We start from the raw sequence: 18,035 nt of genomic DNA, 5'->3' as shown, positions 1-18,035 counted from the left end.
AAAGTGCTTCTGCGCCGACGCCAGGTCGATGACGCTGCAATGTATCTGCAACGCCAGGCGGGCGCTGCCGCCCTTGCACGCCTGGATCTCCCTGAGGGCCCTTTCCTGCTCCAGCAACGGCTACTTGCCGCCGATTTTGCGCGGTTCGAAGGTTTTCAGGTGAGCGGCGGCGAAGGTTGAATCCAGTGCCATCGCGCTCGGGTAATCTGACTCGGCCTTGATTGCCAGCTCCAGGGCCAGGAACGGGACTACAGGTATTTGCTCCAGAACAGCATCTGGCCGTGTTCCGGATCGAGTTGCGCACCACTGAAGCCGAACTTCCTGTAGGAGGCCTGGGCCACGCCGTTGCCTTCCAGTACCTCGAGGGTGATCTTGCAGCAACCGCGCTGACGAGCGATATCCTCGACCTTCTGCAGCATCTTCTGGCTCAACCCCAGGCCGCGAAACTGGCTCATCACCGCGACGTCATGCACGTTCACCAGGGGCCGGCAGGCAAAGGTGGAAAAGCCTTCGAAGCAGTTCACCAGCCCGGCCGGCTCACCACCGACAAAGGCCAGCACGCTGAAGGCATGGGGCCGTTTGGCCAGTTCGCCGGGCAATTGTTGCAACACGTCCGGCGCCAGGCTCCGGCCACCGCCCATCGGGTCTTCGGCATAGTGATTGAGCACCAGTCCGATGGCCTCGGCATGCACCGGGTTGGTGTAACTCGCTTGCAATACCAGTATGTCTGCAACGTCCATGTCAGTCCTCGGCGAAACCATTAAAGGGAGCTCTTGCGTGTCAGAAGCCTGATTGTAACCACGCCCGACACGGGAAAAGGAAGAAAATTCATGCGCCGGTCCCTGCTGCGCGGTACCTGAATACCTATCCATCCATGCCTTGATAAAGATCAACAGCTTCGGGCCCGCATGGGCAGACATTCACCCCATGCGTTCAGACCGAGGCACCGTTGCTGATCGGTGCACTCGGACGTTCCGTTTCGTCACGATCCTGGAGGTGTCATCATGGCAACGCCCTTGCAACAGAGTTCATCCCCTGGCGCGACTACGCCCTCGACAAAACCGGCGACTGTCGCGCAGGCGGCGCGCTTGTCCCTGAGCCTGTTGATCGCCCTGGTAGTGGGCTCGATCATCGGCAGCGGCGCCTACAGCCTGCCCCAGAACATGGCGGCCGGTGCCGGTGCCGGCGCGATCCTGATCGGTTGGCTGGTCACCGGGGTCGGCATGCTGTCCCTGGCCCTGGTCTACCAGATGCTGTCCAACCGCAAGCCGGAACTGGACAACGGCGTTTTCGCCTACGCCAAGGCCCTGGGCGGTGACTTCGTCGGCTTCAACTCGGCCTGGGGCTACTGGATCAGCGCCTGGATCGGCAACGTCGGCTACCTGGTCATCCTGTTCGCCGCCGCCAGCTATTTTTTCCCGGCCTTCGGCGACGGTAACAACAAGGTGGCGATCATTGCCGCCTCGCTGCTGCTCTGGGCGATGCACTTCATGATCCTGCGCGGCATACGCACCGCAGCGCGGGCCAATGCCATCACCACCATTGCCAAGATCGTGCCGATCCTGGTGTTTGTCGGCTGCGCCGCGCTCGCTTTTCATCCCGACACCTTCGTTGCCGGCTTCTGGGGAGCACCGGCCCTGGGCTCGATTCTCGACCAGGTCAAGAGCACCATGCTGGTCACCGTCTGGGTCTTTATCGGTATCGAAGGCGCCAATGTCTATTCCGCCCGGGCGGCGGAACGGGTCAATGTCGGACGGGCCACCATCATTGGCTTCGCCATTACCTTGTTGTTGCTGATCTCGGTCTCGCTGCTGTCACTGGGCATCCTCGGCCAGCCCGAACTGGCGGCCATGAAAAACCCCTCCACCGCCGGTGTGCTGCAAGCCATCGCCGGCCCATGGGGCGGCATGATGATCAGCCTGGGCCTGATGGTTTCCGTGGGCGGCGCCCTGCTGGCCTGGACCCTGCTCTCGGCCGAGTCCCTGTTCAGCCCGGCCAAGGCCAGTGTGATGCCAAAGGTGTTGTCCAAGGAAAACGGCCAGGGCGTACCGGCCAATGCACTGTGGGTCACCAACGGTTGCATTCAGCTGTTCCTGATCCTCACGCTGTATGCGAACGCCACCTACCTGGCACTGATTTCCCTGGCCACCTCGATGATCCTGCTGCCTTATCTGTTCAGCGGCCTCTACGCCCTCAAGGTCAGCTGGCTGGACCGTGGCCAGAGCGGGCGCGACAGCCTGAGTGGCCGCGACCTGGCGATTTCCCTGGTGGCCAGCGTCTACTGCTTCTGGCTGTTGTACGCGGCCGGTCCCAAGTACCTGCTGCTCAGCGCCTTGCTCTACGCCCCGGGCTCGCTGATCTACCTGCTGACCCCACAGCGCAAACCGCTCAACGGCTTCGCCAAGGGCCTGCTGGTACTGATCTGGCTGGCCGCCGCGGTGGCCGCCTGGATGCTTTGGCAGGGCTTGTTAAGCCTCTGACTCTTGCTTGAGTGGTGACATGAAAAAGCCCCTTGCCGGTCACCGGCAAGGGGCTTTTCAGTGTGCGCCGCGCTCAGTCAGGCTTGACCGTCAGCACACTGCATTCGGGAATCAGCAGGGTCCGCTCGGTAGTATCACCGATCAGCTTGCCCAGGCCCTTGGGCTGGACCGACCCCATCACCACTACGTCGATCTCATTGTCCTGGACATAGTCAGTAATCACCCCCACTGGCGAGCCCATCAGGAAATGCCGACGCTCGGCCGGCACGCCATAGTCGTCCGCCAGCCGGGTGAACGGCTCGAGCAAGGCGGCCCGCAGCTCATCGATCCAGACCACGGTCACGCTGGGGTCGGCCATGAACGCCGGCGACAAATCGTAGGCATACAGCAAGTGCAGCTCGGCGTCGCATTGCAGCGCCAGGGCTTCGGCCTCTCGGATGATCTTGCGATTGAACTCGGTGATGCCTTCGTCCCCTGTGGAGGTGTCGACAGCCGCCACTACCCTGCGGGGCAACGCCGAGGCAATCTGGTTGACCAGGTGCACTGGCACCGGGCTTTCCTGCAACAGCTGCCAATCCAAGGGAGTGGTAAAGACCCGTCTGAGCAGCGGCTCCAGGTAGACGTCCTTGATCAGCAGGTCAGGCTTGATCTCATCGGCGTGAACCAGGATGTCGCGCAACGGCTGGGTGGTCCAGAGCACTTCGGTGGTCAGTTGCAGGCCGCTGTCGCGCAAGCTTTCGGTCGCACCTTGCAGCCAGACCCGGTATTTATCCAAGTACGCGGCACGGGCCGGCTCATCCATGCCCGCTTCGATCAGGTGCACGCGCGGCGGTGGCTGGACCAGCGCGGTGATATGCAAGGCCGCGCCGCTGGCCGCCGCCAAGGCGGCGGCACGCTTGGCAGCCGGGGAATGGGGCAGGTGCTGATCGGTGATCAGCAGCAGGCGCTGGTATTGACTCATGACACACCTCCATGGGCAGGACGTTCGGAGCGCCGGACAGCCGCTCACTGTTCTTCGATTTACTGGGCGAAATCCGGCAGTTCGACCGGCTTGATCACCAGCAGGCTGCAGGGCGGTTGATACAACAGGCTTTCAGTCGTGCTGCCCAACAGCTTGTTTAACGAACGATGGGTCACGGTGCCGATGACCAGCACGTCAAAGACATCCTGGCCGACAAACTCGACAATGGCCTTTCCCGGAGTGCCGACAATGAAATGCCGGTTGTCCTTGTGCAGGGCATGTTTGTCAGCCAGATGCAGGAACTTGGCCTTGCGCTCGTCATAGCTGGGGCTGACCGAAACCGGCACCTTGCCGATACCGATATCGGCGACATACAGGGCCGTCCAGTCATACACCCCGAGCAGATGCAACGGGCTCTTGCAGTGCGTGGCGAAGCGCGCGGCCTGGTCGATGATCCGGTCGTTGAGTTCCCGCGTCGCGACATCGTCGCGCAGCACATCGACGCAGGCCAGTACCTTGCGCGGCATGGGCATGCCCTGGGCGGTGACCAGGTGGATCGGCGCCCGGCTGTCGCAGAGCAGACGCCAGTCCAGCGGGGTAAAGAAAATCCGCTTGAGGGCCGACTCCTGATGGACATCCTTGATCAGCAGATCCGGATGCTGCGAACGCACGTAACCGGACAAGGCACTCAGCGACGACTGGTCCCACTTGACCTCGGTCGTCACCTCGATCCCCTCGCCGCGCATGACCTCGGCCTCCTGCTCCAGCCATTGGCGATAGCGCTGCAGATAGACCTCGCGAATCTCCTCCTGCCGGTCGGCGTCGAGCAGATCAAGCTGTTGCAACCCATCGAGATAGACGAAGGCCACTACCGTCAGCGTGGCGTTCATGGCCTTGGCCAGCGCCAGGGCCCGGTCAAAGGCCGGGCTATGGGTCATGTCGGCCGGAGCAACCAGGAGTAAACGTGGACGTGAAGACAAGGAACACCTCCAAGGCACGCCCTGTCGAGCGCACCGGGTAGCGGGCAACGACTTCACAAGACAAGGATTGAAGGTGGCCACCCGAAAGAGAATCGGTCATCTCCGATTCTGCGGTGCCCGGCAGACAGGCCCTTGATTTACATCAAGCGCCGATGGCTTGCCGGCGTGCTCGCCGGCACCTTCATCGACGTCGACTCGATCAAGGCCCGCCAGAACAGGCCGACCGCCGCCTCGCTCCGGGCGGCGGCCGCCGGATGCAAGGCTCAGAGCGAGTCGGTACCGAGGGTCAGCACGGAACAAGGGGGCTGTGACAACAGCGACTCGGCAAAGCTGCCCAGCCAGGGAAAGGCATCGGCCTGGGAGCGGCCGATGACCAGGGTGTCCACCTCACGTTCGCGGACAAACTCCTCCACCCGCTGGATCGCCTGCCCCAACAGGAAATGCCGGCGGCGACCGGGGACCTGATGCGCCCTGGCCAGGTCATCGAAAGCCTGGCTGCGCAATTTCTGCAGGGCCGCCGCGGCGTCCGAATCCCAAGGGTATTCCTGCATCAACTCATAACCGGCGATAATATCGCAGGCGTGCAGCAGTTCCAGGTCCGCGTCGCAGATCATCGCCAGTTCGCTGGCCAGGCGAATCACCTGGTCGTCGCGGGTGCTTTCACCGTCGCCGACATTCTCCAGGGCCACCGCCGCGACGAAATTCTTCGGCCGCGGTGGCGCATCGTGCCGGACCAGCATCACCGGCTTGCTGCACTGGCGCACCAGGTGCCAGTCGGTGGGGCCGAGCAGCGCGCATTTGAGTTGCGACTCGATCTGCAGGTCCTTGACCACCAGGTCGACCGCGATGTCCTTGACGTAGTCACGAATCGCCGCATGGGGATGTTGCGACCAGACCACGTCGTAGCTCACCTCCAGGCCCTGGTTGGTGAGGCTGTGGGCCAGTTCGGCGAGTTTTTCACGTTTTTTGTCCAGATAGCCTTCCCGGGCCAGGGTACCGGCGCCGTGGTTGAACAGGGTCATGGCCGCGATGGACTCGACAAAGTCGAAGAGCACCAGGTGCACAGCCGCCTTGCAGGCTCGCGCCAGGGTCGCCGCGCGGTGCAGGGCGGGGGTCGCCTGGCAGTGGGTATCGGTAATCAGCAGAATGCGTTGATAGTCGCTCATGACGGGGGCTCCAGAAGGGAACGATGGACAATCCACGACTTACCATCGCCTCACTTCCAGACCGCTCGCTTGATTTATCTCAAACAACCCGCTACACCTGCTAATCTGAGCCGACGGCGCCTGTTTTATCGGTGTTCCTCCCCGATTTGGATGCCCTCTAACCGCCGACACAGAGGAACTCCCCGTGGACAATAGCGAAAAACTCAAGCTCAATCTCAAACCCTTGGGCCTGAAATCCGCCTGTGCCAATTGCAGCGTGCTGGAACTGTGCCTGCCACTGGGTTTGAACGACTCCGAAGTCAAACGTCTGGACGACCTGATCGTCCAGCGCGTCAAGATCAAGAAAGGTAACACCCTCTACCGCCAGGGCGATCCGCTGCACGCCCTGTACGCGGTACGCCTGGGGTTTTTCAAGACCACCCTGACCTCGGAGGATGGTCGCGAGCAGGTCACCGGTTTCCAGATGACCGGGGAAATGCTCGGCATGGATGCCATCAGCGAAGACCGCCACGCCTGCAATGCCGTGGCACTGGAGGACAGTGAAGTCTGCCCGATCCATTTTTCGCAGCTGGAGCGTTTGTCCCGGGACCTGCCCTCCCTGCAGCACAACCTGAACAAACTGATGAGCCGGGAAATCGTCAGGGACCACAGCCTGCTGCTGATGATGGGCAATATGAACTCGGACGAGCGCCTGGCGGCGTTCTTCCTCAACCTCTCGCAACGCTTGTCCCTGCGCGGCTACTCGCCGTACAGCTTCATCCTGCGCATGCGCCGCGAAGAAATCGGCTCCTACCTGGGCCTGCGCCTGGAAACCATCAGCCGCGGGATCGCCCGGCTGCGGGAGCTGAACCTGCTGGAGGTCCACGCACGGGAAGTGAAGATCCTTGACCCGATGGGCTTGAAGGCACTGATCGCCGGTTGCGGACAGCACGGCACCCCGTTGTAGCCAGGCAAGTTGTGCCCCTGCTTGACTTGAATCAAGCGCGGGCACCCGCCGTGGCGTAAAAACAGAACACCGATACCGGCCCACGACCGTACCTGTTCGAGGAGTTCTGATCATGCCCGACCTCAATAGCCCCGCCCTGAACCTGCCCGACTTTTCCTCGGTGACAGGCGAACACTGGATCGAAGCCCTGCAGGACGGTACCCATGTCCTGATCCGGCCCCTGCGTGTCGAGGACCGCGAGCGGGAAAAGGCCTTTATCCAGCGCCTGTCCCCGGAATCGCGCCACCAGCGCTTTCTCGGCGAAATCGTCGATCCCAGCCCCGTCCTGATGAACCAACTGATGAATGTCGACACCCACAACCGCGTGGCCTACGTGGCCCTGGCCCATGACAATGGCCAGTTGCGTGAAGTGGGGATCAGCCGTTATGCCGCCTCGGGCGCCGAGCACGAATGCGAGTGCGCCATTACCGTCGCCGATGACTGGCAACACCGCGGCCTGGGCACGCTCCTGATGAAGCATCTGATCGAAGCGGCCCGGAAAAACAATTTTACCCAGATGTACTCCATCGACAGTGCGTCCAATGTGCACATGCGCCAACTGGCCGACGACCTGCACTTCAGTCGCGAACGCGACCCCGACGACGCGACCCAGGTGATTCATCGGCTGTCGCTGTAAGGCTGTAAGACTGAACGAGAGCCCCTGGCGCGGAGCGTATTTCCCGGTCCGCGCCAGGGGCATTTTTTTCAGCCCTGGTACTCCGGACTCAGAGTCAGGAGACTGCACGTACTGCGATACAGGACATTTTCCGCCGTGCTGCCGAGGATACTGTCCAGGCCGTGGGAGTGGCGGGTGCCCATCACCATGACATCCACCGCGTTGTGCTCGACGAAGGCACCAAGGCTCTCGATCACCGCCCCCGTGAGGAAATGTCGCTGGTTCTTCTCGACCCCGTTGCGCTCCGCCAGGACCTTGAATCCCTGCTGCTCATTGGCACGGCTGGCCATTTCCAGCCCCTCGGCCATCGGCAAGGTACCCCAGCCCATCTCGTGGACATAGGAACGGGACTTGTCATGCACATGCACCAGGCTGAACGTCGCCGCGCATTGGCGGGCAAACACCTGCCCGGCCTGGACCAGCCTGTCGTTGAAACACTCCTCGGACTGTTCCCTGCCTAAATCCACCGCCACCAGGACATGGCGCGGCAACGCCTGACTATGACTGGCCACCAGATGCACTGGAACCGGGCAATCGCGCAACAACTGCCAGTCAAGCGGCGTGGCGAACAGGCGCTTGAGCCCCGACTCCAGATGAACATCCTTGATCAGCAGGTCGATATCCAGGTCACGGACGTACTCAAGGATCGCTTGCAACGGATGATGGCGCCAGAAAATATTGCAGCTTACATCCAGGCCCCGGCCCCGCAGGTGATCCGTCTCCTGGCGCAGCCAGCGCCGATGCAGGTCCAGGTAGCCCTCGCGGGCCTGGGTCATGGCCTTCTGGTCGAACAGCGTGGCCATGTCAAGGGTCGGCACATAGTCGAAGGCCAGGATATGCAGGGCGGCCCCGCTGGACAGGGCCAGCTCGGTGGCCCGCTCGAACGCGGGGCTGCGGTTCATCTCGGCGGGAGCCAATAAAAGAATACGGTGGTAGTCGGACATGGCGCACCTCTGGGCAGCAGATTCCCGGCCCACAGTGGCATGGATTCAAATACCACCGGGCAAATCTCACCTTCACAGGGAGATCGAGACAGTGCGTTCATGATGAAGCGCGCTGGCCCCACGAGCTTGATTTACGTCAAGGCACCTCCTCGGATGAAATCAGCCAAAGATGACCTTGTCCGTTCAGCGCCTTGATGAATATCAAATGCCTGCTGCCCGCCAGACGTCACTCTGAGCGAACACACTGGGGTCCGCAGTATGGAAACCTTGATTCATGCCACCAACCTGGCCTCGGCCCTGGGCCTGGGCCTGCTGGTCGGCTTCGAACGCGAACGCAAGAAAGGCGAGGGAGCGGACCGCCGCTTCGCCGGCCTGCGCACCTTCGCCCTGACCTCCCTGCTCGGCTATGTCGGCCTGCTGCTCGGCGGTCCCTTGCTGCTCAGCGCCCTGACCCTGGCCCTGGCGATGCTCGCCAGCATGGCCTACTTCAAGCGGCGCAGCGAGGACCCCGGCATGACCACCGGGGTCGCCCTGCTGCTGGTCCTGCTGCTGGGCGCCTTGTGCAACAGCAAGGCCGGATTGGCGGTGGCCCTGGCGGTGATCCTGACGCTGTTGCTGAACTTCCGACAGAGCCTGCACCGCTTCGCACTGAACCAGTTGAGCGAAACCGAAGTCAAGGATGGGCTGATCCTGGCCACCGCCGCCCTGGTGATCATGCCCCTGGTGCCCAATGCGTTCATCGGGCCCTATCAGGCCATCAACCCCCGCTCGATCTGTCTGCTGACGGTACTGATAATGGGGGTCAGCGCCCTCGGGCATGTCGCCATTCGGGTATTGGGTGCCCGGTACGGGTTGAGCCTGGCCGCAATCGCCTCCGGCTTCGTGTCGAGCACCGCGACTATCGCCGCCATGGGCAGCCGCGCGCGCCAGCAACCCGAGCTTATGCAACAGGCCGCCACCGCGGCGATCCTCTCGAACCTGGCCACGACAATCCTGCTCAGCCTGGTGTTGAGCGCCATCAGCCCGGCCACTCTTGTCCGGCTCTGGTTACCCTTCCTGCTGGGCAGCGCGGTGACCTTGTCCTATACACTGCGGCTGGTGAACTCCACAGACACGCAGATCGGCCAACCGATAAATGTCGGGCATGCCTTCAACCTCAAATTGACGCTGATGGTCGCAACCGGTATCTCAAGCCTGTTTTTCGTGACCAGCGCCCTGCAGGCCCGATTTGGCATCTCCGGATTGTTTGCCGCCTCGATGCTGGGCGGCCTGGCCGATGTCCACTCGGCCTCGGCGTCGGTGGCCGCGCTGGTCAAATCCGGCCAACTGCTGGCCGAAAGCGCCCGATGGCCGATTCTGGCGGCCTTCGGTACCAATACCCTGTCCAAGTGTGTGATGGCCTGGTCCAGCGGCGGCGCGGCCTTCGCCCGGCAGGTGGTGCCGGCGCAATTGCTGATCCTGCTGGCCTTGTGGGCCGGCACGCTTATTCAGGGCTGGCTGATACCGGGGTGAAGCGCTGCAACTGCATCTCGCGCAAACGGCTGAGGGTGCGGCGAAACGGGAATGCCAGGTAACCTTCGGTGTACAGCTCATCCAGCGGCACCTGGGCGGCGATATACAGCGGCACCTTGCGGTCGTAGCACTCGTCCACCAGGGCAATGAAGCGCCGAACGCTATCGTCATGGACCGACAATTGCGGCAACTCGCGGTCGCCGGCATCGACACGCCGCGCCGCGTCCTCGGTGCCGCGGGCGATCCGCCCGGGACGCTGGCGGGCACTGAGGTTGGGCACCTCGCTGAGGAAAATCGCCGTGTAACGATCACACAGCGCCATGAAGTCCATGGCCGCCAGGGGCTGCTCGCACAGCTCGGCATAGCGGCACCAGAGCACCGTCGGCGAGGCCCGCAGCACCGCCAGGGTCCGATAGCCCATGGCGACCGGTTCAGCAGACAGCGGTTGCCCGGCGGTCAGCGCCTTGAACGCTTCGGCAAGCGGAGCCGACGGCCCCTCGGGTTCGACCCAGTAACGCTGTACACCGGCCCCCGGATGCAGGCGATGATCCTCGCCGCCATCGACATCGACCACGTCCATATGCTGCTCGATGGCAGCGATCGCCGGCAGGAAACGCTCGCGGTTGAAACCATCGGCATAGAGCTTCTGTGGTGGCTGATTGGAAGTGGCGACGATCACCACGCCCTCGTCGAACATCACCTGGAACAGCCGTCCGAGGATGATCGCATCGCCGATATCGTTGACAAACAGCTCATCGAAACACAGCACCCGGATCTCCACGGCCAGCTCACGGGCCAGGGCCCGCAGCGGGTCGGCGATGCCGCTGAGCTGGAACGAACGCTGGTGGACCCAGCCCATGAAATGATGGAAATGCTGGCGCCGCGACGGCACGCGCAAGGTCTGGTGGAACTGATCCATCAACCAGGTCTTGCCGCGCCCGACCGGCCCCCAGAGATAAACGCCCTTGGGCACCTGGCCCTGGTGCAACGCCTCGTGGCAGCGCTGCAAGGCCTGCACCGCCTGCCATTGGGCCTGGTCATGGAGAAAGCCGCGCTGCTCGACGGCAGCGCGGTAGGCACTCAGGGGAGAATCGACAGTCATGGCGTCGTGCAGGCTCGCAACCGGGAGGCCGTGCAGTATGCCAGCTTGTCCTAGAGGGAAATATCCAACCGGGCGATCTTGCCCTGCTCGTTGAGCCGGAACACGTAGCGCAACTCCACCGAACCGCCGGGAAAAGTCCCTGAGACCAACTGTTTGACCAGCACTTTGCCGGTGCGTTGGGCCACGTCCAGGACTTCGACCCGTGGCTGGTATTTACGTGCGGTTTCATCCATCCACTGGGCGATGGCGAGGGTGCCGACCCGATGATGGCCTTCGTCGAAGACATTCGCGTCCTCGGCGAAGAAACTCGCCACCGCCGAACTGTCGCGGGCATTGGCAGCGCTGATATAGGCCTCGATGGCCGGGGCGAGCACCGAAGTTTGAATGGTCATGCTGTTCACAGCTCCTTGCTGGTAGAAGGTGGAGCCATCCTAGTACAGGGCTCCGTCAGTTCTTGTCAGGAGTGAAGCGCTCGTGTTCGTCCTGGTCGAACAGCTTGCGCCATTGCCTTAGCAGGTCGCTGCGCCGGCCCGGATAACGCTCGCCCTGCTCGCGGGCCGTGGCGATGCGGTCGGTGCGAAAGGTCCGCAAGGCCTGGCGCAACTCACACCAGGCGACCACCACCCGCGCCTCGTTCATAAAGCCCAGGGCCAGAGGCCAGATCAGTCGCTGGCTGGGCACCCGGTTCACGTCGGCGTAGTCGATATGCAACTTGGCCTGGTCACGGATGGCCTGGCGAAACACATTCAACGGCACCGCATTGTCCGGGTAGCCATAACCCCGCGGCCCCGGCAGCAGGGTCGGATTGCGCAGGGCCTCCTGGGCGGCTGGCGCCAGCACCGCGGCGATCTTGGCCAGGGCATCGGAAGCGGCCTTGCTCAACACCTCATCACCCCGTTGATCGACATATTGCAGGCCGAGGACGATGGCCTCGGTTTCATCGGCATTGAGCATCAGCGGTGGCAGGAACAAACCGCTGCGCAGGACGTAGCCGACGCCCGCCTCGCCCTGGATCGGCGCGCCGAGGGCCGTGAGCTCGGCGATATCGCGATAGACCGTGCGCTCGGAAACTTCCAGCTCACAAGCCAGGGCCGCGGCGGTGGTCGGACGGCTCTTGGCGCGCAGTACCTGAAGCAAGGTCAGTAAACGCGAAGTGCGGGACACGGTGGGCAAGCTCTGGCCGAATGGGGGCGTGCAGTTTAGCAGAGCCCCCTGTCAGCAATTGTCAGGAGCGCAGTGGCCTGGATGCACTCAGCGCCCTGGCATTGCGGAGCAAGGCCAGATACCCGAACGTTGACGCGAACGCGGGCTTGTGGCGAGCGGGCTGGTCGGGACGCCGGGTATCGGGGCCTCAATCTTCAGACGTATCGACCTCGCCCCTTCTCACCCGCTTGGCAAACTCGGTTTCAATGCCTTGCGCCAGTATCCGCGCCTGACCTCGCCAATCCTCGCGCTCGACCCGCCCGGGAAAGCTGAAGTAATGCTCTATCCAGTGCACCTGCGGATCGGTCCATTGGGCGATCTGGGAAAATCGGTAGATGCCCAGCTCATGCAGCAGCGCTTCATTCTTATGGCCCACCCCTGAAATCAACTTCAGGTTATCGAGGGTCCCCGTGGGTTTTTCCATGACCAGCGGACGGTTGCCCGCGCCAGCAGCATCGGTTTCCGCCGCCCGGGTGCCAGGCCGCGAGCCGGCGCTGCTGGTGGCGACATCGGCCGCCAGCATGGAACGAATCCAGGCACTAAGCCAGCAACCAACCAGGTAAGCCACAAACAACAACAAGGCAATTTCCAGCCATAACCCGGCACGCCCCGGTAACAACTTGAGCAGGGCGACCAGCACACCGACGGCAAAAACCCATAACGCCGCATGCAACCAACCGGCGACCCAGTGGACATGACGCGCGGTCTGACTGGCGAGCCAGCCCACCAGCAAGCCGAGGATCCCGGCCACCAGCATCCAGCCCCAATACTGTTCAAGTAAATAACTCATGATGGTTGCTCCTGGTTATTTAGCATCAGTCGGGGCAGTCACAGCATTGCCGTCAGTTACCTTTATTTCTATCCGCCGATTTTGTGCCTGACCCTGCGGCGTATCGTTCGACGCCACCGGATCAGCCTCGCCAAATCCGGCGGCTTTCAGGTGTTCCGGGGTGACACCATGTTGCGCCAGATAAGCCACCACGGCTTCGGCCCGGCGCGTGGAAAGCGCCAGGTTGAACGCCGTCTTGCCGGTGTTGTCGGTGTAGCCATCGACTTCGAACTGCTCGTCGGGACATTGTCTGGCGGTGGCCACCAGCGCATCCAAGGCCGTTTGCGAAGCCGGTGACAAGATGGCCTGGGCCGTGTCGAACAGCACTTTGTATTGACTCAACGCAGCGGCGAACTGTTGTTCGCAGGCCTTGGCATCCATGGCAGCGGCTGAACTTTGCAGATTGGCCGGGGGCTCATCGACAACGCTGGTCGGCGGTACGACCGGAGCGGGCGGCGCGGGCGGGACAACTTCGGGAGGGCGGCCGACATTGCTATCGGCCGGGGCCACGGGCAGGTCGCCCAGGGTGCCGACAACCTGCCTGACACCATAGGTTTGATCGGCCATGTCACGGGTTTTCGATGTTGCATTGGGCAGGGTCACGTCACGTCCTGCGACAGCAACGGGAGCACTATCAATTGCACTCCCCACGCGGGTCTGCAAATCCTGTTCGACTTCAGGCGTTGTTATCCAAAGAGCAGCCAACCACAGCAAAGCAAGCAACGGTAAACCCCACCACCATTTTTTCGAGCGAGCCATTTGTCTTCTCCTTAACGTAGGAAAACCAACGGACTGCGAAAAATGCTGTAGCAGGTGCTATTCAAGTGTAGGTAATAGTTGTAGACCGTCAATATAACGGCGGTGGTTGCGCGGATCAGTCCTGGATAAAACGCACGCCAGGTTTGGCCCGCTCATCGACCTGCAACTCGAACACATCCGGGCGGGCGTAGTGGCCGGTGACATCGAAGTCATAACGGGCGCGGACCAGTTGCTCGGTGTCGATCTGCGCGGTCAGCAGGCCAGCCTGGCCGACAAAGGGTCCGGCCAGCACCTCGCCCATGGGTCCGACAATCAGACTGCCACCGTTGATCAACGCACGCTCCGCCGGCCAATTGGCCACCTCGACGCCCAACTCCTGCGGCGAAGGCTGAACCTGGCAGGCACTGATCACAAAGCAACGGCCCTCACAAGCGATATGGCGCATCGTCACCTGCCACATCTCCCGCTCATCCACCGTCGGCGCACACCAGACCTCCACGCCCTTGGCATACATGGCCGTGCGCAGCAACGGCATATAGTTTTCCCAGCAGACCGCCGCACCGATGCGCCCGGCCTTGCCCTCCACCACCGGCAGGGTCGAGCCGTCGCCCTTGCCCCAGATCAGCCGCTCAGTGCCGGTGGGCATCAGCTTGCGATGCCTGGCCACCAGTCCGCCCCGGGGTTCGAAGAACAGCACCGTGCAATACAAGGTAGACCCCGAGCGCTCGATGACCCCGAGCACCAGGCTCGCCCCGGTGCGGGCGGACAACTGTGCCAGGGCGTCGGTCTCGGCACCCGGCACATCGATGGCGTTGGCGTGATAACGGGCGAAGGCCTCGCGGCCCTCGGGCAACCGGTAACCCAACTGGGTACCGAAGGTTTCGCCCTTGGGGTAGCCGCCCAGCAGGGCTTCGGGCATCACCACCAGACAGGCGCCGGACTCGATGATCGCATGTTCATAGCCGAGGATCTGTTCCAGGGTGTCTCCCTTGCCGCCCGGCAGGGAACCGATTTGCAACGCCGCAACGATGGACTTGGGCATGACGTGAACTCCATGAAAGTGTGCCGCCGATTGTCATGGCAGCCTGGATCATGAATAAAGTCACTTTCAGAACTGAATGATATGAACGATATCAATAGCAGGCCAGGAATGCTCAGGTGCATCTGGTAGAGACGAGCCTGGACATGAAAAGTCAGGGATATCCAGGCGTCTGAACATGAAACTTGAGCGATATCCAGGTGCCATCACCTGTCTGTGACTCGATATCGACAAATTTTCTACATTCGAGGCTTCATGATTTATCCGTCTCGCTCGTCCTTATCGAGGAGCGCCGACATCACATTCCTGATCAGGTTCTGAAAAGGAGTTTTTGCATGTACGACCAGCACAGGTCAACGGACGGTAATTCTTTGCAACGCGATCCTTCCTACAGCTCGGGCGCCATGTTGGCCAAACCTGCCGAACGCAGCGGTAACAACCGTATTCGTCAGTTGCTCAAACACTTCGGTTTGCGCACCAGCCTGATCCGACTCAAAGTCATCGATGCACTGCTGAGTGCCGGCGAAGACAATCGCCGGCTGGGTGTGCGCGGGGTTCACAGTCACTTGCTGGAGCTGGGTATCCCCCTGTCCTTTCTCAGCGTGCGCGAGGTGCTCAAGCGCCTGTGCAGCGAGGGCGTCGTGCTGCTCAACGCGGACAAGAGCTACAGCCTGCACCCGGACGCGATCACGACCCTGGAACTACAGGACGCCGAGCCCCAGGCCCCGGACCTCGACAGCTGAGTTCAGGGCTTGACCTTGCGACGCATGACACCGTTGATCACTACCACGAGCACCGCCACGCCAATGGCGATGTACTGGAACAGCTTCTCGCTGATGACTCCGGTGTTTTGCAGATAGGACAGGCCGAACATGATCCCCAGTACCACCAGGGAAATCAGAATCGAGTATTTCAGACGCTGCGATTGAGTCATTGGGTATTCCTGAAAGTTAAAGCCTGAAGCGGTCAATGTATCCAGCTTGTATCAGAATACATACCAATGACCTACAAAGGTCGATGAATGAAACGACACAAACGGGGTCTCATATTACAGCCGCGGAAATGTTTTAGCTTCCCGGCTTCACCCATGAGGATCTATCCATGTTTCGTCGAATCACACTGCTGATTCCCCTGCTGATCATTCTGTCCCTGAGCGGTTGCATCATCTTTCCCCATGGTGGCGGCTGGCACGATCATGACCATCGTTACTATGATGGTGACCATCGTTACTATGGTGGTGAGCACTACTACCGCCGCTGATCACGGCTGCCGGGGATGGTGATCAGCCGCCCCCTCAGCGCCGAAACCCGGTACCCGGTCGGGTACAGATCTCCACCAGCCAATCGACAAACACCCGTACCCGCGCCGACATCTGTCGGTGCGGCGGATACATTGCGTTCAACGGCAATCCGGGCGCGGGATAATCGCGCAACACTTCGCACAACTGACCACTGCGCAGTTGTTCGGTCACGTGGTAATAGGGAATCTGCACCAGCCCATAGCCAGCCTCACAGGCTGCCAGGTAACCGTCGGCACTGCTCACCGAGAGGTGCTTGGGCAGGTCGATCGCCTGCAATTGCCCGCCCTGCTGGAACTCCAGCCCGAAGCGCTTGCCAGTCACACTGGAAAAATACTCGACCATCCGATGCCCCGCCAGGTCCGCCAGTGAAGTCGGCATGCCCATGAGTTCGATATAGGCCGGGCTGGCACAGGTCACTTGCTCGACCAGCACCAACGGCCGCGCCACCAGCGAATCGTCGAGGGCCAGGCCACCGCGCAGCACGCAATCGATACCGTCGCGGATCAGGTCCACCGGCCGGTCGTTCAGGCCGATTTCCAGCTCGATCAGCGGATAACGCTCGGTGAACTCAGGCAATACCGGGATCACGATCAAGCGTCCGATACCCGCCGGCATATCGACCCGCAGGGTACCGCGCGGATTCTGCCGGGCCGTGGAAAACACCGCCTCGGTTTCCTCAAGGTCCGCCAGCAACCGCACGCAGCGCTGGTAATAGGCCGCGCCATCGAGGGTGGTACTGACCTGGCGGGTGGTGCGGTGCAGCAACTGCACGCCCAGATGCGCTTCCAGTTGCTTGACCAGCACTGTCACCGAAGCGCGAGGCAGTTGCAGGCTGTCGGCGGCCTTGGCGAAACCGCCCAGTTCGACGATCCGGGTAAAGACCCGCATGGCATTGAAGCGATCCATCGGCCCTCCATTATTGTGAATTAATGAATAGTGATAGTGCTTTTAGCCGGTTTATCGCACTTTTGTCGAGGTTCACACTGTTGGAAATCCCATAGGAGCCACACCATGCATACCCGTCAACTCGGCAAGAACGGTCCACAGGTCTCCGCCATCGGCCTCGGCTGCATGGGCATGACCGATTTCTACACCACCGGCAACGACACCCGCGAAGCCATCGCCACCTTGCATCGGGCCTTGGAACTGGGCGTGACCCTGCTCGACACCGCCGACATGTACGGCCCCCACAGCAACGAGGAACTGATCGGCCAGGCCATCGCCGGCAAACGCGAGCAGGTGTTCCTGGCCAGCAAGTTCGGCATCCTGCGCGACCCGGCCAACCCGGCGTACCGAGGGGTCAGCGGCAAGCCGGAGTACATTCGCACGGCCATCGACGGCACCCTCAAGCGATTGGGCATCGAGACCCTGGACCTGTACTACCAGCACCGTATCGATCCGGAGGTGGCCATTGAGGAAACCGTCGGCGCCATGGCCGAACTGGTCAAGGTCGGCAAGGTCCGTTACCTGGGTCTGAGCGAGGCCTCGGCCGAGACCCTGGAGCGGGCCCATCGGGTGCATCCGATCAGCGCCTTGCAAAGCGAGTACTCGCTGTGGAGTCGCGACCAGGAAGACAACGGCTGCCTGGCCGCCTGCCAACGCCTGGGGATTGCCTTTGTGCCCTATAGTCCGTTGGGTCGCGGTTTCCTGACCGGTGCGTTGAAGAGCCCGGAGGATTTCGCCGCCGATGACTATCGGCGTTTCAGCCCACGCTTCCAAGGCGAGAACTTCGTCCGTAACCTGCGGCTGGTGGAGCAAGTGCAGGCGTTGGCCGCGGAAAAAGGCGTGACCGCCGGGCAACTGGCGCTGGCCTGGGTCCTGGCCCAGGGCGACTACCTGATCCCGATCCCCGGGACCAAGCAGCGCAAGTACCTGGAAGAGAACGTCGCGGCATTGGAGGTGAAGCTGAGCTCCGCCGAGTTGCAGGTATTGGAAGCGATTTTCCCGGCCGGTGCCATCGCCGGGCTGCGCTATCCGGAGGCGGTGATGCAGGGCCTCAATCGCTGAGTAACCGCCTGTGACCCCTGGTCCCGAGAACACAACGCAGCCCTGTGGGAGCGGAGCTTGCCCGCGAAGCTTTTAGCGCCCTCCAGGGCCCC

21 protein-coding genes are annotated in these 18,035 nt (G+C 62.0%); 8 read left to right on the top strand and 13 right to left on the bottom strand.

Features of this window, described 5'->3' with window-relative positions; genetic code table 11:
* The first annotated feature begins 39 nt into the window (after window positions 1-39).
* The gene (locus M5B99_RS18170) at window positions 40-180 is read left to right on the top strand and encodes a hypothetical protein (RefSeq protein ID WP_248805333.1); all 141 of its coding nucleotides are present in this window, start codon (window positions 40-42) and stop codon (window positions 178-180) included.
* Between the two features lie 68 nt (window positions 181-248).
* Here the strand turns inward: M5B99_RS18170 and M5B99_RS18165 are convergent, their stop codons facing one another.
* The gene (locus M5B99_RS18165) at window positions 249-740 is read right to left on the bottom strand and encodes a GNAT family N-acetyltransferase (RefSeq protein WP_248805332.1); all 492 of its coding nucleotides are present in this window, start codon (window positions 738-740) and stop codon (window positions 249-251) included.
* 264 nt (window positions 741-1,004) lie between these two features.
* Between M5B99_RS18165 and M5B99_RS18160 the strand changes: the two genes are divergently transcribed.
* Entirely contained in the window at window positions 1,005-2,480 is a 1,476-nt protein-coding gene (locus M5B99_RS18160) for a basic amino acid/polyamine antiporter (RefSeq protein ID WP_248805331.1), read from the top strand.
* Between the two features lie 73 nt (window positions 2,481-2,553).
* On the opposite strand, the gene M5B99_RS18155 is transcribed toward M5B99_RS18160, so the two are convergent.
* The 3 genes from M5B99_RS18155 to M5B99_RS18145 form a co-directional block, all read right to left on the bottom strand.
* Window positions 2,554-3,441, bottom strand: a complete 888-nt coding sequence (locus tag M5B99_RS18155; protein WP_248805330.1) for a universal stress protein — start codon at window positions 3,439-3,441, stop codon at window positions 2,554-2,556.
* A gap of 59 nt (window positions 3,442-3,500) precedes the next feature.
* Window positions 3,501-4,421: a universal stress protein gene (locus M5B99_RS18150; protein WP_248805329.1), complete on the bottom strand. Its 921-nt coding sequence runs from the start codon at window positions 4,419-4,421 to the stop codon at window positions 3,501-3,503.
* 263 nt (window positions 4,422-4,684) lie between these two features.
* The gene (locus tag M5B99_RS18145; RefSeq protein ID WP_248805328.1) at window positions 4,685-5,587 is read right to left on the bottom strand and encodes a universal stress protein; all 903 of its coding nucleotides are present in this window, start codon (window positions 5,585-5,587) and stop codon (window positions 4,685-4,687) included.
* Window positions 5,588-5,771: 184 nt separating this feature from the next.
* Here M5B99_RS18145 and fnr point away from each other — a divergent pair, with 184 nt between their 5' ends.
* A complete protein-coding gene (gene fnr / locus M5B99_RS18140) occupies window positions 5,772-6,533 on the top strand; it encodes a fumarate/nitrate reduction transcriptional regulator Fnr (protein WP_248805327.1) in 762 nt (253 codons plus the stop codon).
* A 112-nt stretch (window positions 6,534-6,645) separates the two neighbouring features.
* Window positions 6,646-7,209 (top strand): GNAT family N-acetyltransferase, encoded by a 564-nt coding sequence (locus M5B99_RS18135; protein WP_248805326.1) that lies wholly within the window; start codon window positions 6,646-6,648, stop codon window positions 7,207-7,209.
* A gap of 68 nt (window positions 7,210-7,277) precedes the next feature.
* On the opposite strand, the gene M5B99_RS18130 is transcribed toward M5B99_RS18135, so the two are convergent.
* Window positions 7,278-8,192, bottom strand: a complete 915-nt coding sequence (locus tag M5B99_RS18130; protein WP_248805325.1) for a universal stress protein — start codon at window positions 8,190-8,192, stop codon at window positions 7,278-7,280.
* Between the two features lie 258 nt (window positions 8,193-8,450).
* Here M5B99_RS18130 and M5B99_RS18125 point away from each other — a divergent pair, with 258 nt between their 5' ends.
* The gene (locus M5B99_RS18125; RefSeq protein WP_248805324.1) at window positions 8,451-9,704 is read left to right on the top strand and encodes an MgtC/SapB family protein; all 1,254 of its coding nucleotides are present in this window, start codon (window positions 8,451-8,453) and stop codon (window positions 9,702-9,704) included.
* Here the strand turns inward: M5B99_RS18125 and zapE are convergent.
* From zapE to M5B99_RS18095, 6 genes are all read right to left on the bottom strand, one after another.
* A complete protein-coding gene (zapE, locus tag M5B99_RS18120) occupies window positions 9,676-10,806 on the bottom strand; it encodes a cell division protein ZapE (RefSeq protein ID WP_248805323.1) in 1,131 nt (376 codons plus the stop codon). The genes M5B99_RS18125 and zapE overlap by 29 nt on opposite strands.
* A gap of 50 nt (window positions 10,807-10,856) precedes the next feature.
* Complete coding sequence (locus tag M5B99_RS18115) at window positions 10,857-11,198, bottom strand: nuclear transport factor 2 family protein (RefSeq protein ID WP_248805322.1); 342 nt, start codon at window positions 11,196-11,198, stop codon at window positions 10,857-10,859.
* A 55-nt stretch (window positions 11,199-11,253) separates the two neighbouring features.
* Window positions 11,254-11,970, bottom strand: coding sequence for a helix-turn-helix transcriptional regulator (locus M5B99_RS18110; RefSeq protein WP_248805321.1), 717 nt, complete (start codon window positions 11,968-11,970; stop codon window positions 11,254-11,256).
* A 187-nt stretch (window positions 11,971-12,157) separates the two neighbouring features.
* On the bottom strand, window positions 12,158-12,799 hold the full coding sequence (locus tag M5B99_RS18105; RefSeq protein WP_248805320.1) for a hypothetical protein: 642 nt from the start codon (window positions 12,797-12,799) through the stop codon (window positions 12,158-12,160).
* Between the two features lie 15 nt (window positions 12,800-12,814).
* A complete protein-coding gene (locus M5B99_RS18100; RefSeq protein WP_248805319.1) occupies window positions 12,815-13,597 on the bottom strand; it encodes an OmpA family protein in 783 nt (260 codons plus the stop codon).
* A gap of 115 nt (window positions 13,598-13,712) precedes the next feature.
* Window positions 13,713-14,639: a carbon-nitrogen hydrolase family protein gene (locus tag M5B99_RS18095; protein ID WP_248805318.1), complete on the bottom strand. Its 927-nt coding sequence runs from the start codon at window positions 14,637-14,639 to the stop codon at window positions 13,713-13,715.
* A 332-nt stretch (window positions 14,640-14,971) separates the two neighbouring features.
* Here M5B99_RS18095 and M5B99_RS18090 point away from each other — a divergent pair, with 332 nt between their 5' ends.
* Window positions 14,972-15,379 carry a fe2+ zn2+ uptake regulation protein gene (locus M5B99_RS18090; RefSeq protein WP_248805317.1) on the top strand — a complete coding sequence of 136 codons (408 nt, stop codon included), beginning with the start codon at window positions 14,972-14,974 and terminating at the stop codon, window positions 15,377-15,379.
* A 2-nt stretch (window positions 15,380-15,381) separates the two neighbouring features.
* On the opposite strand, the gene M5B99_RS18085 is transcribed toward M5B99_RS18090, so the two are convergent.
* Window positions 15,382-15,570, bottom strand: coding sequence for a hypothetical protein (locus M5B99_RS18085; RefSeq protein ID WP_100943910.1), 189 nt, complete (start codon window positions 15,568-15,570; stop codon window positions 15,382-15,384).
* Window positions 15,571-15,737: 167 nt separating this feature from the next.
* Between M5B99_RS18085 and M5B99_RS18080 the strand changes: the two genes are divergently transcribed.
* On the top strand, window positions 15,738-15,896 hold the full coding sequence (locus M5B99_RS18080; RefSeq protein ID WP_248796546.1) for a hypothetical protein: 159 nt from the start codon (window positions 15,738-15,740) through the stop codon (window positions 15,894-15,896).
* A gap of 34 nt (window positions 15,897-15,930) precedes the next feature.
* Here the strand turns inward: M5B99_RS18080 and M5B99_RS18075 are convergent, their stop codons facing one another.
* Window positions 15,931-16,842, bottom strand: a complete 912-nt coding sequence (locus M5B99_RS18075) for a LysR family transcriptional regulator (protein ID WP_248805316.1) — start codon at window positions 16,840-16,842, stop codon at window positions 15,931-15,933.
* 105 nt (window positions 16,843-16,947) lie between these two features.
* On the opposite strand from M5B99_RS18075, the gene M5B99_RS18070 reads away from it, so the two are divergent.
* On the top strand, window positions 16,948-17,943 hold the full coding sequence (locus tag M5B99_RS18070; RefSeq protein WP_248805315.1) for an aldo/keto reductase: 996 nt from the start codon (window positions 16,948-16,950) through the stop codon (window positions 17,941-17,943).
* Window positions 17,944-18,035: the final 92 nt, after the last annotated feature.

The organism is Pseudomonas sp. MWU13-2100 (genome assembly GCF_023242365.1).
GTDB lineage: Bacteria > Pseudomonadota > Gammaproteobacteria > Pseudomonadales > Pseudomonadaceae > Aquipseudomonas.
This window is presented reverse-complemented; position numbering and strand designations above follow the sequence as displayed.

Coding starts and splice junctions, on each gene's coding strand:
- M5B99_RS18170 (WP_248805333.1), top strand. CDS start 40: ATGTATCTGCAACGCCAGGCGGGCGCTGCCGCCCTTGCACGCCTGGAT.
- M5B99_RS18165 (WP_248805332.1), bottom strand. CDS start 740: ATGGACGTTGCAGACATACTGGTATTGCAAGCGAGTTACACCAACCCG.
- M5B99_RS18160 (WP_248805331.1), top strand. CDS start 1,005: ATGGCAACGCCCTTGCAACAGAGTTCATCCCCTGGCGCGACTACGCCC.
- M5B99_RS18155 (WP_248805330.1), bottom strand. CDS start 3,441: ATGAGTCAATACCAGCGCCTGCTGCTGATCACCGATCAGCACCTGCCC.
- M5B99_RS18145 (WP_248805328.1), bottom strand. CDS start 5,587: ATGAGCGACTATCAACGCATTCTGCTGATTACCGATACCCACTGCCAG.
- M5B99_RS18135 (WP_248805326.1), top strand. CDS start 6,646: ATGCCCGACCTCAATAGCCCCGCCCTGAACCTGCCCGACTTTTCCTCG.
- M5B99_RS18130 (WP_248805325.1), bottom strand. CDS start 8,192: ATGTCCGACTACCACCGTATTCTTTTATTGGCTCCCGCCGAGATGAAC.
- M5B99_RS18125 (WP_248805324.1), top strand. CDS start 8,451: ATGGAAACCTTGATTCATGCCACCAACCTGGCCTCGGCCCTGGGCCTG.
- zapE (WP_248805323.1), bottom strand. CDS start 10,806: ATGACTGTCGATTCTCCCCTGAGTGCCTACCGCGCTGCCGTCGAGCAG.
- M5B99_RS18115 (WP_248805322.1), bottom strand. CDS start 11,198: ATGACCATTCAAACTTCGGTGCTCGCCCCGGCCATCGAGGCCTATATC.
- M5B99_RS18105 (WP_248805320.1), bottom strand. CDS start 12,799: ATGAGTTATTTACTTGAACAGTATTGGGGCTGGATGCTGGTGGCCGGG.
- M5B99_RS18100 (WP_248805319.1), bottom strand. CDS start 13,597: ATGGCTCGCTCGAAAAAATGGTGGTGGGGTTTACCGTTGCTTGCTTTG.
- M5B99_RS18095 (WP_248805318.1), bottom strand. CDS start 14,639: ATGCCCAAGTCCATCGTTGCGGCGTTGCAAATCGGTTCCCTGCCGGGC.
- M5B99_RS18090 (WP_248805317.1), top strand. CDS start 14,972: ATGTACGACCAGCACAGGTCAACGGACGGTAATTCTTTGCAACGCGAT.
- M5B99_RS18085 (WP_100943910.1), bottom strand. CDS start 15,570: ATGACTCAATCGCAGCGTCTGAAATACTCGATTCTGATTTCCCTGGTG.
- M5B99_RS18080 (WP_248796546.1), top strand. CDS start 15,738: ATGTTTCGTCGAATCACACTGCTGATTCCCCTGCTGATCATTCTGTCC.
- M5B99_RS18075 (WP_248805316.1), bottom strand. CDS start 16,842: ATGGATCGCTTCAATGCCATGCGGGTCTTTACCCGGATCGTCGAACTG.
- M5B99_RS18070 (WP_248805315.1), top strand. CDS start 16,948: ATGCATACCCGTCAACTCGGCAAGAACGGTCCACAGGTCTCCGCCATC.